A 14,160-nucleotide genomic window follows, 5' to 3' on the forward strand; every position below is an offset into this window, starting at 1 on the left:
CCCGGGCACCTCCTAGTCCTTCGGTCGGGCGGTGGTCGGGGGGAAGGCGAGGCCCGTCGGCGTGTTGAGGCCGGTGAAGGCGAGCGTGACCTGTCCGCCGCCGCTCTCCCGGACCCGCACGACACGGTTGTTGAAGCCGTCGGCCACGTACAGGCCGCCGGACCCGTCGAGCGCGAGGCCGAGCGGGGAGTTCAGGCCGGTGGTGGGCACGGTGCTCTGCGGGCCGCCGCCCGCGGGCACCTTCACGACCCGGTTGTTGCCGCTGTCCGCGATGTAGAGGTCACCGGCGGCGTTCAGGGCCAGCCCGGTCGGCTGGGAGAGTCCGGTCGTCGCCACGGTGCTCTGGCCGCTCCCGTCCGCGGCCACCTTCACGACGCGGTCGTTGACGAAGTCGGAGACGTACAGGCTCCCGTCGGGCGCGGTCGCCAGCCCCCAGGGGTGCAGCAGGCCGGTGGTGGGGACGGTGGTCTGTCCGCTCCCGTCCGCCGGGACCTTCACGACCCGGTCGTTGAAGCTGTCGGCGATGAAGAGGTCCCCGGCGGCGTCGACGGCGAGTCCCAGCGGGCGCGACAGGTCCACGGTGGGAACGACCGACTGCTGCCCGCCGTTCGGGGGCAGGACGAGCACCCTGTTGTTGCCGGTGTCGGAGACGTAGAGGCGGCCCGCGGCGTCCCAGGCCATGCCCGTCGGCCGCACGAGGCCGTCGAGGGGCACGGTGGTTTGGTCGCCGCCGTCCGCGGGCAGGGCGACCACGCGGTTGTTGCCGTAGTCGGACACGTACAGCGGCCGGCCGGCGGGCGATCCCGCGTCCCCCGGCTGTGCGGCGCCCGCCGACCCCACGGGGAGCGCGCACAGCACCAGCAGTCCGACGGCGGCGGCCAGCCGGCGCGTCCACCGGCGGGCGGCGGTGCGGCCCGCGGGGGCCGGGGGGTCGATCGTTCGCGACTCGGCCGTCATGCGTTCCACGACTCACCCACCTGATCTGGACGGTCGGCCCGGTGCCGTACCCCCGCCGACCCTAGGAACCCCCGCCCGCCGGTGCGGGAGCCACGCCACGGCACGGGACCCGGCCACTCCAATGCGCGCCGTCGCGGGCCACGGAACGCTGGACCTCAAGTGCGGTTGAGTTCGTAGGGTCTTGCCCGGAGCGGACCAGCACGACATCTGAACCGTCAACGGGGAGTTGATCGCCATGGAGTACTCGCACGACGACGCCGGCTTGCTGCGGCAGCCCATCGGCTACTGGAGCTGGGCCGCCTACGACGCGGTCGTCAACCGGACCCGGAGCGCGCTCGCCGGGATCGGCACCACCCAGCCCCAGTGGTGGGTCCTGGCCCAGGTGGCCCGGGCCGAGGAGGTGAAGACCCGTGAGGAGGTGACGCGGACCCTGCGCGGCTACCTCTCCGTGGGCGACGAGGCCCTGGCGGAGGAGATCGACACGACCGTGGCACGGGGCTGGATCACGCAGGACGCCGAGGGGCGCCTCGGGCTCACTCCGGAGGGCCTGGATTTCTACGGGCGCGCCGAGGCGCTCCAGAAGGAGCTGTGGGACGAGCGGCACGAGGGCGTCTCGGACGAGGAGTACCTGATCACCCTCAAGGTGCTGCAGCGCTTCGTCCACAACACGGGCGGTCGGGCCTGGCACCACTAGGGGGTGTCCGGACCCGGACCGGGGCCCGGGTCCGGGTCCGGGTCGGGCTCCGGGCCGGGGCCGGGGTTCTGGGCCGGCTGGGGGTCGGGCAGGGTGCGGGAGGCTCCGACCGGGAGGTCCCAGAGGTCCTCCCGGGGCAGGCCCGTACGCGACCAGGCGGCCAGGGTGCGGTGCAGGGGCTCCATGACCGGTTCGGCGGAGAGCACGAAGGCGGCCCAGTGCATGGGGGCCATCCGCCGGGCCCCGAGGTCGAGACAGGCCTGGACGGCTTCCTCCGGGTCGGCGTGCACGTCGCCGAGCCACCAGCGCGGGGCGTAGGCGCCGACGGGCAGGAGCGCGAGGTCGATGCCGGGGTGGCGGCGGCCGATCTCGCGGAACCACCGGCCGTAGCCGGTGTCCCCGGCGAAGTAGACCTTCCTCGGGACCGGGCTCAGGGTGTCGGTGAGGATCCAGCCACCCCACAGGGACCGGCAGGTGTCGGTCAGGGACCGCTTCGACCAGTGGTGGGCGGGGACGAACTCGAAGCGTACGCCGCCCAGTTCGGCCGCCTCCCACCAGTCGAGGTCGGTGACCCGGGTGAATCCGCGGCGGCGGAACCAGCCCGCGAGGCCCGCCGGGACGAAGAGGGCCGTGTCCCGGGGCAGCCGCCTGAGGGTGGGGGCGTCGAGGTGGTCGTAGTGGTTGTGGCTGATCACGACCGCGTCCACGGGCGGCAGGTCCTCCCAGCGCACTCCCACGGGCGTCATCCGGGCCGGGGTGCCGAGGATCCGCCGGGACCAGACGGGGTCGGTCAGCACGGTCAGTCCGCCGGTCCGTACGACCCAGCTGGCGTGCCCGGCCCAGGTGACGGACACCGTGCCGGGGCCCGCCCCGGGCAGCGGGCCCGGCTCGTACGGCAGGTCCGGGATGCCGCGCAGCCCTTCGGGGCCGGGCCGGAAGGCGCCCTCGCGGGCGAGCCGGGCGAAGGCGCGGACGCCGGGGAGCGGGGTGGTCAGCCGGTCGGCGAACGAGCGGGGCCAGCGGCGGTGTTCGCCGATGGGGCGCGGCGCGGACGGGCGGGGGGCCCGCGGGGTGGCGGCCGGGCGTACGGGCCCCGCGGAGGGGGCGGCCGGGGCGGGTGCGGGGGCGGCGTCCGTCCGGTCCCTCATCGAGAGTCTCCGTTCTCCTTGGTCGAGGGGTCGGGACGGGCCGGGACGGCCGGCCCCGGGGGTCAGGCCAGCCCGGCCAGGACCGATCCGAGGAGGTCCAGGGAACTCCGCACGTGCGGCAGTTCGAGCGGATCGCGGGCGGTGAGGGCGGCCAGCCGCTCCTCAGGCGTGGCGCCCAGCAGCGGGCCGGTGGACAACCTCACCCGCAGCGCGCCCAGTTCGTCCGCGAACCGCTGTCCGCCGGGAGTGGGTGCGCCGAGCCGGCCGCCGAGCCAGTCCTCCAGCTCCAGGGCGTCGCCGACCCCGTGCCTGGCGAGTCCGGCGCGCAGCGGGGTGAGGTCGGCGTAGAGGTGCCGCCCGGCCTGCGGGGGCCGGGCCAGGGCCCCCGCGGCGCGGATCTCGCGGTGCGCGGCGGCGGCCACCAGGCCGTGCAGGCGGGCGGCCGCGTACGAGCGGGCGGCGACGGCGTCGGGTTCGTCGAGGGCGTGCGCGGCCGCGCCGGCGACGGGCCCGGCGACCATCGCGCCGGTGGCGGTGAGGACGTCGAGGGTGTGGGCGCGCAGCAGGGCCCCCTGCCCCGTGGCGGGGAAGCGGACCACCGCGGCGGGCCAGCCGGCGGGCAGCAGCGCGCCGGACAGGTCGACGAGGACGGCCGCCTGGTCGGGCAGCATCTCGGCGGGGCTGAGGACGATGTCGTCGTGGGGCCGGTGGACGGTGTCGCGCCAGCTCTCGTCGCTGACGACGAACAGCCCGGCGGCCTCGGCGGCCTCGCACGCCTCGCGCACCAGCTCGGGCGGCGGCACGGTCGCGGTCGGGTCGTCGGCGACCGACAGCAGCAGCACCCGCGGGGCGCCGCCCTCGGCGCGCACCCGCCGTACGGTCTCCAGCAGGGCGTAGGGGTCCGGTACGCCGCCGCACTCGGCGGGGGTGGGTACGTGGTAGGCCCGCCGGCCGAGCAGCCGGACCTGAGGGGTCCACCAGGCGGGGCAGGGCCGGGGCAGCATCACGTCGCCCCCGTACGCCCCGAGGAGGGCCAGGAGCAGGGCCGGGGCGCCCGGACCCGCCGCCACGTTCTCCGGTGAGGTGGCCAGTCCGCGTCGGCCCCAGTACCGGCAGGCGGCCTCGCGCAGCGATGCCCCGCCGCCCGCGGGCTGGGGCGAGGAACGCCCGGCGGCCGCGCCGAGGACGGAGATCAGTTCGGAGAGCACGGGCAGGCCCGGCTGCGGCGTGGGCGGGCCGTAGCGGACCGGGCCGCGGCCCTCCGCCGTCGTGCGCTGCATCCCCTCCACCGCTGTCCGCCTTCCGCTTCGTCGCGCCGCACTCCGCCGACCCTGACCTTTATACGATTATTTGGACGGCTATGCCCGTCGTCGGGCGCCGCCCGTCGGCCGCCCCTCGGGGCTCAGCCCTTGCGCCCCACCATCGCGAGCAGCCTGGTCTGCGCGTCCGCGCCCGGCGGGACGTCGACCGGCTCGGCGTACATACCGCTGGCCGCGAGCCCGTCGGCGTAGGGCATGACCTCCTTGACGGAGAACTCCACGAGGGTGTCGGGCAGCCGGTCGTCGACCCCGATGCCGCGGCAGAGGTCCCAGGTGTGCACGACGCAGTCGGCGGTCAGCTCCGAGCAGTACGCGGAACCGAGCGCGGGCCCGTACGAGAGCCGCACGGTCCGGTCCAGCGCGCCGGACGCGGCGAAGGCGGCGTGCGCGGCGCCCGAGGCCCGGTCCCAGGCGGCGACCGCGTCGTCGCCCAGCACGTCCCCGGAGAAGGCGTCGCCGAGCTCCTCGATCGTGCGGCCCTCGGTGATCAGCGGCGGGATCCAGAGCTGCTCACCGGTGACGTGGTTGACCAGGTCCCGCACGGTCCACTCCGTGCACGGGGTGGGCGCGCCCCACTGGTCGGCCCTGACGGCGCGCACCCGCTCGCCGAAGAGGCGCAGCGCTTCGGCGTGCCGTTCGAGCAGCGCGTCGGACATGGCTCCCACCGCCCTCCGCCGGGGGTGACATCCCCCTGCAGCAACTCTCCTCGCCCCCACCCGGCCCTGCCACCGCCCCGCCCAACCCTGTTGGCAGGCAAGCAGCGTGTCCACATGTCAAAACGCATATCTCACATGACGAACTGATCGCTTACGGTGGTGCCAACGCTTCGACGAGGAGGGGCCGAGGTCATGGACGCCACGCACGCCACCACGAACGCCGCTACGAACGCCGCCGCGAACGCCGCCGGGGAGACCGCCGTCTACACGCACGGTCACCACGAGTCGGTCCTGCGCTCGCACCGCTGGCGCACGGCCCGGAACTCCGCCGCCTACCTGATCGGCGAGCTGCGCCCCGGGATGGCGGTCCTGGACGTCGGCTGCGGGCCGGGCACGATCACGGCGGACCTGGCGGAGCTGGTCGCACCGGGCGGCCGGGTCACCGCCGTCGACGCGGCCCAGGACGTCCTGGCACAGGCCCGGGCCCATGTGGAGGAGCGCGGCCTGGACGGCTCCGTGACCTTCGCCGTCGCGGACGTGCACGCCCTGGACTTCCCGGACGACTCCTTCGACGTGGTCCACGCCCACCAGGTGCTGCAGCACGTCGGGGACCCGGTACGGGCGCTGCGCGAGATGCGGCGGGTGTGCCGGCCGGGCGGGGTCGTCGCCGCGCGCGACGCCGACTACGCGGCGATGACCTGGTACCCGGCGACGCCGGGACTGGACGCGTGGCTGGACCTGTACCGACGGGTGGCCCGCGCCAACGGCGGCGAGCCCGACGCGGGCCGCCACCTGCGGGCCTGGGCCCGGCAGGCCGGTTTCACGGACGTGACCTCCTCGGCCACCGCCTGGTGCTTCGCCACCCCGGAGGAGACGGCGTGGTGGTCCGCCCTGTGGGCCGACCGTACGAAGGCCTCCGCGTACGCGGACATCGCCGTCCACGGCGGCCACGCGAGCGCCGCCGACCTGGAGGCGGCCGCGAACGCCTGGCACAGCTGGGGCGCCTCCCCGGACGGCTGGTTCTCGGTCCTGAACGCCGAAATCCTCTGCCGGGCCTGACCCCGCCCCGTCCTCACCGCTCACCGCTCACCGCTCACCGCTCACCGGAAGGGGCCGTGCCGTCACCGGGCACCACCCCGTGCAGACGGCATCGGCTCCTCGACGGGATCAAGAGGTGGCGGGCCGCATCCGGAAGTCGTAGCGGGCCGGCAGGGGGCAGTCGGTGAGGGCCGACCAGACTTCGGACAGGGTCTCCTCGCCCTCCCTCAGGTCGGGGAGTTCGAAGCCGTCCTCGAAGACCCGGCGGGCCGCCCGTACATGGCCCTCCGCCGCCAGCAGCCGGGCCGCCAGCAGCCGGAAGCGGCCCTGTTCGCGCAGGGCCGGCCGCAGCCGGTCCCAGACGGACCGGGCCTGCGCCAGACGTCCCGCCGTCAGGAGCGCGGCCATCGCCTCCTGGCCGAGCGCCGACTCCGCCGCCGTCCACGGCTCGCCCCCGCGGCTCTCCGCGGCCAGGTCCTCGAAGGCCGCCGCGAATCCGTCGGCGGCCCGCGACGCGTCGCCCGCCAGCGCGTCCGCCACCGCCAGGCACCGCAGCAGGGGCCACTGCGAGGGGGCCAGCGCCAGCCCGCGCTCCCAGCTGCGCACCGCCTGGGCGGTGTCCCCCGCGTGCCACTGGGCCACGCCCAGGTGGTACTCCGTCAGCGGGTCCGCGGGGGCCGTCTCCAGCATGTCCCGCCAGTGCGCGGCGACCAGGCTCGGGCCCGGCGGCACCACCCGGCGCGGGGCGGGCAGGACGCCCGTGCGCCACAGCTCCAGCCAGGGCTCCTGCTCGTCGCCCAGCGTGGACTCCTCGAAGGGCGTACCCGGCAGCCGGTGGCCCCCGCACAGCACCTCCAGCGCCCCCCAGCCCGAGCCCACCGCCAGCCGCTCCCCCGGTTCGGTGTCGGCGCGGCCGCGCCACGCCTCGTACGCCGCGTCCACGCGCTCGCGCGGCAGTACGGCCTCCAGCGCGTCCTCGGCGGCGGTGCGGGCCGCCGGCCAGTCCGCGCCGTGCACCGCCGCCGGCTCCGCCGACAGCGGCCCGTACGCCTCCAGCCAGCTGAACTCCGCCCCGCCCTCCAGCCGTACGTGCTCCAGCTGGGTGCGGGCCAGTCCGGCCTGGATCTCCGCGTAGCCGCCCGTGCCCGGCTCGGTCAGCCACTCCTGCCAGCGCCGGCCGCCGCTGCCCGCGCCCCACACGAACAGCTTGCGCCCGCGCAGCCGCCCGGTGGAGGTCTGCACGAGGCCGTGCCCGGCGGCGTCCAGGGAGGCGATCCAGGGCCGGGCCCCGTCGGCGACCTCGTAGAAGTAGTCCGCCGGGTACTCGCTGCGCAGCGGGTACGTGCGGTCCGCCGCCTCCCACTCCGGCACGGGGATCCGGCGCAGCGAGCGCTCGTACCCGAAGTGCCAGGCCTCGTCGGCGGGGGCCAGGACGCGGCTGCCCGGGTCCTCGGGGACGGCGATGTTGGACCACCAGTACACGGGGGCGGGCCGCTCGTGCGGGTTGCGGACGCGGACGCCGACGTACAGGAACCGCGAGTCCTCCGGCAGCCACAGGTCCACCTGGAAGGGCAGGTCGCGCAGCCGCTCCCACTCCCACAGCCGGACCATCACGCCGCCGTCCGGGGCCGGCACCAGCGCGGCGTGCAGCGGGGCGCAGGAGAGCGTGGTGTGGCCGGTCGCGCCGGTGTTCCACTCGATGCCGCCGGAGAACCAGGCGCCGTTCAACGCGAAGTTCGCGGGCTGGAACACCGGGTTGCGGTAGAGCAGTTCGCGGCCGGTCGGCAGGTGGACGAGCGAGTGGACGCGCCCGCCCAGGCCCGGGAGGACGGTCACCCGCAGGTGCTCGTTCTCGATGACGACGGCCTCGAACTCCCGCTCCGCGCGCTCGCGCCGGTACCCGTCGCGGATCTGTACGGGCAGCAGGGAGCGCAGCGGTTCGTAGCCGATCTGCCGGGCCATGTCGCGCGGCAGGCCGTCGCGGGAGCGCTCGTCCAGGTCGTGCACGCCGTCGGGGGCGCGCAGGGCGGGCAGCGGGTTGTCGGAGCCCAACGGGGCTGCGGGGAGGGTCAGTACGGCGCGTCGGACGGTGGTGGCCATGAGGAAATGGAACACGTCACGGCGGCCGGTGCACAGGGGTTCCGCGGATCACCACCGGTCAGGATTACGCAAAGGCCCCCGCCACCAGATCCGCCAGCAGCGCGCCCGCACGGCCGTCCGGGTCGAGGTCCGGGTCGTAGATGGTGACGTTCAGCCCGACGCAGCGCGGTGACCCCACCAGGACGGCCAGCAGTCCGGCGACCTCGTCGGGCCGCAGGCCGCCGGGGTCGGGGCTGTCGACGGCGGGCATCACCTCCGGGTCGAGCACGTCGGCGTCCAGGTGCACCCAGAACCCGTCGGTGACGGGCGGGTGCAGGCCGTCCAGGGCCGACCGCGCGACAGCCTCCGCGCCCCTGCGGCGGATCTCGCCGACGGTGGCGGCGAAGATCCCGGCCTCCGCCAGTTCCAGGAGGTCCGCGTCCCCGTCGCGCAGCCCGAAGAGCCGCACGTCCTCGTCCCGCAGGTACGGCGCGAGCCCCTCCAGGTCGCTGAGGGAGGCCTGCCCGCGGCCGGTGGCCAGGGCCAGCTCCTCGCCGCCCGCGGCCCCGACCGGCCCGTTGACGGCGGTGTTGCCCGGGTGGCGGAAGTCGGCGGAGCCGTCGACGGCGGCGAGACCGTAGCGGCCGGTGCGGCGCATGGCGAGCGAGGCGCCGAGCTGGATGGAGCAGTCCCCGCCGAGGACCACGGGGAACTCCCCGGCCCGCAGGTGGCGTTCGATGCGGTCGGCGAGGGTGACGGTGTACGCGGCGAGCGCCTCCGCGTTGAAGACGCCGTCGCCCTCCGCCCAGTCACCGCGGTCGTAGCGGGGCGGCACCACGACGCCTCCCTCGCGCGCCCCGAGCCTGCCCAGCAGGCCCTGTTCGCGCAGGGCGCCCGCGAGTTTGTAGACGCCGGGGACGGTCCCGGGCGCGGGCGGCCGCAGGCCCAGGTTGGACGGTGCATCGAGCAGTACGAGGGTGCGCATCCCTCCATCCTGCGGGATCCGGCGCCGGGGCGGGGAGCAATCGCCGGTCGCCCGCCGCGCCGGGCGGCGTCACCCCGCGCGCCGCATCCCGGCCGTGACGGCCCAGCGTTCGTGGTCGCGCCAGGCGCCGTCGACGTGGAGGAAGTCGGGGGAGAGCCCCTCCAGCCGGAATCCGGCGCCGCGGACCAGCGCGATCGAGGCCGTGTTGCCGGGCTGGACGTTGGCCTCCAGCCGGTGCAGGCCGAGGCCCTCCCCGACGGGGGCGAAGGCGTGGTCGAGGACCAGGCCGAGGGCTTCGCGGAAGAGTCCGCGGCCGGCGGCGTGCGCGAAGGCACCGTAGCCGAGGGCCCCGCACCGGAAGGCGCCCCGCACGATGTTGTTGACGTTGACGAAGCCGGCCAGGGCGCCGGTGGCGAGCTCGCACACGAGGAACCCGGTACGGGTGTCGTCCCCGGTCAGCCGGGCCGCGTAGGGCTCGTACTCCTCGATGGTGGACGGCGGGAACAGCCAGGGGCGGTGGAGGTCCCGGCTCTCGCGCACCCGCGCGGTGAACTCGGGCCCGTCGGAGAGCCGGTAGGGCCGCAGGCCGACACGGGCGCCCTCCCGGACGTGAAGGGAATGGGTCATCGGACAAGGCTAGGACGAACCCGGCACCGGCTCCCCCCGGCTGCTCGGTGAGGGACAGCTTCGCCGCCGTGGACCTGGCGGGGGACGGCTTCGAGGTGCTCTTCGAGGCACGACGGCTGATCGTCCGTCAAGCTCCGTTGTCAGTGGCTCCCCATAGTGTGGACACATCACTCGGGGAGCTTCGGAAAAGGGGCGCAATCATGTCCGCAAACAGGATCCAGCACAAGGTGAATCACGTCGCGCTGGTAGTGGACTGTTCGGGTTCCATGCGTCAGCACCAGAATCAACTCATCCGCGTCGTGGACGAGTTCGTGGCCGGCTTGAAGGCGGAGTCGGACAGCCTCGGCCACGAGACGCGGATCAGCCTCTATTCCTTCGACCACAGGGTGGAAAACCTGGTCTGGGACATGGACGTGAAACACCTGCCGTCCATGCGCGGCCTTTACAAGGTGAAGAACGGAGCCACGGCTCTCATCGAGGCTTCCCTGAAATCCCTGGACGACCTGGGACACATCTGGGAGGAATACGGCGAGCACAGTTTCCTCCAGATCGTGGTGACCGACGGCGAGGAGAACGCCTCCGGAGGCGACCGCCGGCACGACGGCGACATGGCCATCCTCGGCCCGTGGCTCGACCGGATCGCGGCGACGATGGGCTCGCTCCCGGAGCACTGGACCTCCGCGATCCTCGTTCCGAACTCCCTGGCGAAGCGGACCGCCCAGAACTACGGCTTCCCGGCGGGGAACATCGCCATCTGGGACGCGGATTCCCAGGAGGGCGTCAAGGAGGCCATCGGCACCGTGCGCGCCGCGGCCACCAGCTTCCTGCGCGGCCGGGAGAAGGGCGTGCGCGGCACGAAGAACCTGTTCGCGGTCGGCCAGGACATTTCCGTCGACGACGTGCGGGCGAATCTCGAACCGATCGCGGCGGACAAGTACCGGCTGCTGGAGGTCGACGCGGACATGGCCATCCGCCTCTTCGTGGATTCCCACCCCGACGTGACCTACGAACGCGGCTCCTGCTACTACCAGCTGGGAAACCGGGTCCAGGTGCAGCCCGACAAGGAGGTCATCGTCGTCGAGAAGAACACCGACCGCGCCTACACGGGCGACGCGGCGCGCAGCCTCCTCTTCGGCACGGGCATTCAGGGGACCGTCTCCGTGAAGGCGGGCCACAACCCGGAATTGGAGGTCTACGTGCAGAGCCGTTCGGTGAACAGGAAGCTCAAGGCGAAGACCCGCCTGCTCGTCATGGTCTGAGATTCACGAAGAGGTCTCCAGCGCGAGCCGCGGCACGTCGGTGCGTTCGATCCCGAAGACCTGCGCGTACAGCGACAGTTCCGCCTCCAGCGCCCGGACCATGGTGTCCGCGCGGCGGAAGCCGTGGCCCTCGCCCTCGAAGGCCAGATACGCGTGCGGCACCGGCCGGCCCCGCATCGCGGCCAGCAGCCGCTCCGCCTGCGCCGGCGGGCAGACCGGGTCGTCCAGCCCCTGGAGCAGGACGAACGGCGCCGTGATCCGGTCCGCCCGGGCCACCGGGGAGCGCTCGCGGCACAGGACGGCCAGCGTCTGCGGCGGCCCCGCCAGAGCGTCGATGTAGCGGGATTCCAGGTCGTGGGTCTCCTCGGCGAAGCCGACCAGGTCCAGCACCGGGTAGATGATCGCCGCGCACGCGTACAGGTCGGTCGCGGCCAGCGAGGCCGCCGCCGTCCAGCCGCCCGCGCTGCCGCCGCGGATGGCGAGCCGGACGGGGTCGGCGGTGCCCTCGACGGCCAGCGCCCGGGCCACCGCCGCGCAGTCCTCCACGTCCACCACGCCCCACTGTTCGCGCAGCCGCTCCCGGTAGGCGCGGCCGTAGCCGGTGGAGCCGCCGTAGTTCACCTCGACCACGCCGATCCCGCGCGAGGTGAAGTAGGCGATGTGCAGGTCGAGTACGGGCGGCACGTGGTCGGTGGGACCGCCGTGCGCCCACACCACGTACGGGGGCAGTTCGTCGGCGGCGGCCCGGCAGGCCGGGTGGTGCGGCGGGTAGACGTGCGCGTGGATCTGCCGGTCGTCCGGGCCGAGGAAGGTGCGGCTCTGCGGCTCGGGGTAGTAGGCCGGGTCCACCGGGTCCGCACCCTGGGCGCCGACGACCCTGGCGTGCCCGCTGGCGGTGTCCAGCTCGACCACCTCGTAGGCGCTGCGCGGGCTGGCGGCGACCCCGTAGACGCGGCTGCCGTGCACGGCGAGCGTCGGCTGCCAGGCCGTCCACGGCCCGGCCGCGTCCACCAGGTCGCCGCTCTCCGGGTCCAGGATGCCGAGCACCGAGGAGCCCTGGCCGTGCAGCACGGCGACGAGCCCGTCGGGGAGCGGGGCGAGCCAGCGCAGTCCGGGCTTCCACAGGGCTCCTCCGAACTCCTCCTCCCGCAGGCACAGATTGACCGCCCACCCCGTGTCCGGGTCCACCCGGTACGGGTTCCACCAGCCGCCGCGGTCGCTGACCGCGAGGAGGGTTCCGTCGGCCGTCCAGTCGACCTGGGCGACGGACTCGTCGGGGCCGCCGAGGACGGTCCGCACCCCGGCCAGCCGTCCGTCGGCGGTGACCTCGGCCAGCTGCAGCTCGGTGCCGTCCCAGGGCATCCGGGGGTGGTCCCACACGAGCCAGGCCGCCCGCCGGCCGTCCGGGGAGAGCCTGGGGCCGGTGGTGAAGCGGTGACGGTCGTCGCCCAGCTCCCGCACGGCCGTCCGGTCCCCGGCCGCCGACCCGTCCAGCGGTACGGCGGCCAGGACCCGGCGCACATCGGTCGGGGCGGGTCCGGTGAACTCCTCCAGTACGCACCACACTTCGTCGCCGCGCAGCACCGGGTCGGCCCAGCGCAGCCCGCCGCCCGTCGCGGACACGGGGGTCAGGGGCCGCGGGTCGGGGGCGCCGGGCGCGTCCGGCTCGTACGCGTACAGCCGCTGGTCGGCGAAGTGGACGAAGACCAGCAGGGGTCCGCCGGCTTCCCGCTCGGCCCCCGCCCAGGGCAGGCCGCCGTACTCGGTGACCCGGCTGCGCACGTTCCACGGTGCGGGCAGCTCGCTGACCTCGCTGCCGGTGCCGGCGGGGCGGCGGCGCACCAGGGTGCGGCGGCCCGCCTCCCGCGGCCGGGGCTCGGTCCACCACACTTCGGGGCCGATCGTGCCGAGGTATTCGGGCCGTCCGTCGAGCGAGGCCGCGAGGCTCGCGTCGATCGGCGAGGGCCAGCTCCCGTACGGACAGGTCTGCGCGGCGGACATCACCGGGCCCCGCTCACAGGGTGCGCAGCGCGCGGTCGAGGACGCGGACGCCGAAGTGGAGGGCCTCGACGGGGACCCGCTCGTCCACGCCGTGGAAGAGGGACCAGTAGTCGAAGCCGGGTGGCAGCTTCAGCGGGGAGTAGCCGTAGCCGGTGATGCCGAGCCGGGAGAACTGCTTGGCGTCGGTGCCGCCCGCCATGCAGAAGGGCACCACGTGCCCGTCCGGGTCGAACCGCTCGACGCACTCGCGCAGCACGGCGTACGTCCGCCCGTCCACGGGCGCTTGGAGCGCGACCTCCCGGTGGTGGAACTCCCACGTGACGTCGGGGCCGGTGAGCTCGTCGAGGGTGGCGATGAACTCGGCCTCGCCACCGGGCAGCATGCGGCCGTCGACGAAGGCGGTGGCCTCGCCGGGGATCACGTTCAGCTTGTAACCGGCGCTGAGCATGGTCGGGTTGGCGCTGTTGCGGACGGTCGCCTCGACGAGGGCGGCGGCCGGGCCCAGCTTGCCGAGGACCGATTCGAGGTCGAAGCCGGGGCGCCGCGGGTCGACCGACAGGCCCTGGAGGGCGGCGAGTTCGGTGATGCAGGCGGTGACGGTGTCGGTGAGCCGGACCGGCCATTCGTACGCGCCGATCCGGGCGACCGCGGCGGCGAGCCGGCTGACGGCATTGGCCTTGTTGGGCTTGGAGCCGTGGCCGGTGGTGCCGCGCGCGGTCAACTTGAGCCAGGCGGTGCCGCGTTCGCCGGCGGCGATCGGGTAGAGGGTCCGCCCGGGGCCGGTGTGGACGGTGAAGGCGCCGGATTCGCTCAGGCCTTCCGTGCAGCCCTCGAAGAGTTCCGGGTGGTGGTCGGCGAGGAAGCCGGAGCCGTCGACGGCGCTGTCCTCCTCGTCGGCGGTGTAGGCGATCACGATGTCCCGGCGCGGGCGGACTCCCGCGCGCGCCCAGGCGCGTACGACGGCCAGCACCATCGCGTCCATGTTCTTCATGTCGACGGCGCCACGGCCCCAGACGACACCGTCCCGGACCTCGCCGGAGAAGGGGTCCACGCTCCAGTCGGCGGCTTCGGCGGGGACCACGTCGAGGTGGCCGTGGACGAGGAGGGCGTCGGCGGAGGGGTCGTCGCCCGCGACGCGGGCGACGACGTTGGTGCGGCCCGGGGTGCGCTCCAGCAGGAGCGGCTCCAGGCCGGCGGCCGCGAGCCGTTCGGCGACGTATTCGGCGGCGGGCCGCTCGCGGCAGTCGCCGCCGCCCCGATTGGTGGTGTCGATCCTGATGAGGTCCGAGGTGAAGCCGACGGCCTCGTCGAGGGCCACCGCGTCCACCACCGCGGTGACGCCGTCCACGGTGGCGCCGTCGGCGTCGACGGGGGCCCCGGTTTCGATTGCGCGCATG

The 14,160-nt window shown here is 74.6% G+C and carries 12 protein-coding genes; 3 read left to right on the forward strand and 9 right to left on the reverse strand.

From position 1 onward, the window contains the following. Positions 1-12: 12 nt before the first annotated feature. Positions 13-957 carry a virginiamycin B lyase family protein gene (locus IG86_RS0125355; protein WP_167751166.1) on the reverse strand — a complete coding sequence of 315 codons (945 nt, stop codon included), beginning with the start codon at positions 955-957 and terminating at the stop codon, positions 13-15. Positions 958-1,192: 235 nt separating this feature from the next. Here IG86_RS0125355 and IG86_RS0125360 point away from each other — a divergent pair, with 235 nt between their 5' ends. After that, positions 1,193-1,651: a winged helix DNA-binding protein gene (locus IG86_RS0125360; protein WP_030899936.1), complete on the forward strand. Its 459-nt coding sequence runs from the start codon at positions 1,193-1,195 to the stop codon at positions 1,649-1,651. Here IG86_RS0125360 and IG86_RS0125365 read toward each other — a convergent pair. The 3 genes from IG86_RS0125365 to IG86_RS0125375 all read right to left on the reverse strand — a co-directional run bounded on the left by IG86_RS0125365 (position 1,648) and on the right by IG86_RS0125375 (position 4,774). Then, entirely contained in the window at positions 1,648-2,799 is a 1,152-nt protein-coding gene (locus tag IG86_RS0125365; protein ID WP_078906027.1) for an MBL fold metallo-hydrolase, read from the reverse strand. The two genes, IG86_RS0125360 and IG86_RS0125365, sit on opposite strands and share 4 nt — an antisense overlap. 62 nt (positions 2,800-2,861) lie before the next feature. Then, positions 2,862-4,079, reverse strand: a complete 1,218-nt coding sequence (locus tag IG86_RS0125370; protein ID WP_030899939.1) for an aminotransferase class I/II-fold pyridoxal phosphate-dependent enzyme — start codon at positions 4,077-4,079, stop codon at positions 2,862-2,864. 122 nt (positions 4,080-4,201) lie between these two features. Then, the gene (locus tag IG86_RS0125375; RefSeq protein WP_030825517.1) at positions 4,202-4,774 is read right to left on the reverse strand and encodes a TIGR03086 family metal-binding protein; all 573 of its coding nucleotides are present in this window, start codon (positions 4,772-4,774) and stop codon (positions 4,202-4,204) included. A gap of 192 nt (positions 4,775-4,966) precedes the next feature. On the opposite strand from IG86_RS0125375, the gene IG86_RS0125380 reads away from it, so the two are divergent. Then, on the forward strand, positions 4,967-5,833 hold the full coding sequence (locus tag IG86_RS0125380) for a methyltransferase domain-containing protein (protein ID WP_030899942.1): 867 nt from the start codon (positions 4,967-4,969) through the stop codon (positions 5,831-5,833). A gap of 108 nt (positions 5,834-5,941) precedes the next feature. On the opposite strand, the gene IG86_RS0125385 is transcribed toward IG86_RS0125380, so the two are convergent. The 3 genes from IG86_RS0125385 to IG86_RS0125395 form a co-directional block, all read right to left on the reverse strand. Continuing rightward, entirely contained in the window at positions 5,942-7,912 is a 1,971-nt protein-coding gene (locus IG86_RS0125385; protein WP_030899945.1) for a DUF5107 domain-containing protein, read from the reverse strand. A 64-nt stretch (positions 7,913-7,976) separates the two neighbouring features. Beyond that, positions 7,977-8,876, reverse strand: coding sequence for an arginase family protein (locus IG86_RS0125390; protein WP_030825511.1), 900 nt, complete (start codon positions 8,874-8,876; stop codon positions 7,977-7,979). 69 nt (positions 8,877-8,945) lie between these two features. Further along, positions 8,946-9,503 carry a GNAT family N-acetyltransferase gene (locus IG86_RS0125395; protein ID WP_030899948.1) on the reverse strand — a complete coding sequence of 186 codons (558 nt, stop codon included), beginning with the start codon at positions 9,501-9,503 and terminating at the stop codon, positions 8,946-8,948. A 200-nt stretch (positions 9,504-9,703) separates the two neighbouring features. On the opposite strand from IG86_RS0125395, the gene IG86_RS0125400 reads away from it, so the two are divergent. Continuing rightward, positions 9,704-10,762: a vWA domain-containing protein gene (locus tag IG86_RS0125400; protein WP_030899950.1), complete on the forward strand. Its 1,059-nt coding sequence runs from the start codon at positions 9,704-9,706 to the stop codon at positions 10,760-10,762. 3 nt (positions 10,763-10,765) lie between these two features. On the opposite strand, the gene IG86_RS0125405 is transcribed toward IG86_RS0125400, so the two are convergent. Both IG86_RS0125405 and IG86_RS0125410 read right to left on the reverse strand, forming a co-directional pair. Further along, positions 10,766-12,763 carry a S9 family peptidase gene (locus IG86_RS0125405; RefSeq protein ID WP_030899953.1) on the reverse strand — a complete coding sequence of 666 codons (1,998 nt, stop codon included), beginning with the start codon at positions 12,761-12,763 and terminating at the stop codon, positions 10,766-10,768. A gap of 13 nt (positions 12,764-12,776) precedes the next feature. Further along, positions 12,777-14,159 carry a M20/M25/M40 family metallo-hydrolase gene (locus IG86_RS0125410; protein ID WP_107056280.1) on the reverse strand — a complete coding sequence of 461 codons (1,383 nt, stop codon included), beginning with the start codon at positions 14,157-14,159 and terminating at the stop codon, positions 12,777-12,779. Position 14,160: the final 1 nt, after the last annotated feature.

Origin of the sequence: Streptomyces virginiae, assembly GCF_000720455.1 — a bacterium.
Taxonomy (GTDB): Bacteria; Actinomycetota; Actinomycetes; order Streptomycetales; family Streptomycetaceae; genus Streptomyces; species Streptomyces virginiae.

What these genes read in the sequence shown, in the direction of transcription:
- IG86_RS0125375 (WP_030825517.1), bottom strand. Translation starts at nt 4,774, where the DNA reads ATGTCCGACGCGCTGCTCGAACGGCACGCCGAAGCGCTGCGCCTCTTC.
- IG86_RS0125405 (WP_030899953.1), bottom strand. Translation starts at nt 12,763, where the DNA reads ATGTCCGCCGCGCAGACCTGTCCGTACGGGAGCTGGCCCTCGCCGATC.
- IG86_RS0125355 (WP_167751166.1), bottom strand. Translation starts at nt 957, where the DNA reads ATGACGGCCGAGTCGCGAACGATCGACCCCCCGGCCCCCGCGGGCCGC.
- IG86_RS0125390 (WP_030825511.1), bottom strand. Translation starts at nt 8,876, where the DNA reads ATGCGCACCCTCGTACTGCTCGATGCACCGTCCAACCTGGGCCTGCGG.
- IG86_RS0125410 (WP_107056280.1), bottom strand. Translation starts at nt 14,159, where the DNA reads ATGCGCGCAATCGAAACCGGGGCCCCCGTCGACGCCGACGGCGCCACC.
- IG86_RS0125365 (WP_078906027.1), bottom strand. Translation starts at nt 2,799, where the DNA reads ATGAGGGACCGGACGGACGCCGCCCCCGCACCCGCCCCGGCCGCCCCC.
- IG86_RS0125370 (WP_030899939.1), bottom strand. Translation starts at nt 4,079, where the DNA reads ATGCAGCGCACGACGGCGGAGGGCCGCGGCCCGGTCCGCTACGGCCCG.
- IG86_RS0125380 (WP_030899942.1), top strand. Translation starts at nt 4,967, where the DNA reads ATGGACGCCACGCACGCCACCACGAACGCCGCTACGAACGCCGCCGCG.
- IG86_RS0125385 (WP_030899945.1), bottom strand. Translation starts at nt 7,912, where the DNA reads ATGGCCACCACCGTCCGACGCGCCGTACTGACCCTCCCCGCAGCCCCG.
- IG86_RS0125400 (WP_030899950.1), top strand. Translation starts at nt 9,704, where the DNA reads ATGTCCGCAAACAGGATCCAGCACAAGGTGAATCACGTCGCGCTGGTA.
- IG86_RS0125360 (WP_030899936.1), top strand. Translation starts at nt 1,193, where the DNA reads ATGGAGTACTCGCACGACGACGCCGGCTTGCTGCGGCAGCCCATCGGC.
- IG86_RS0125395 (WP_030899948.1), bottom strand. Translation starts at nt 9,503, where the DNA reads ATGACCCATTCCCTTCACGTCCGGGAGGGCGCCCGTGTCGGCCTGCGG.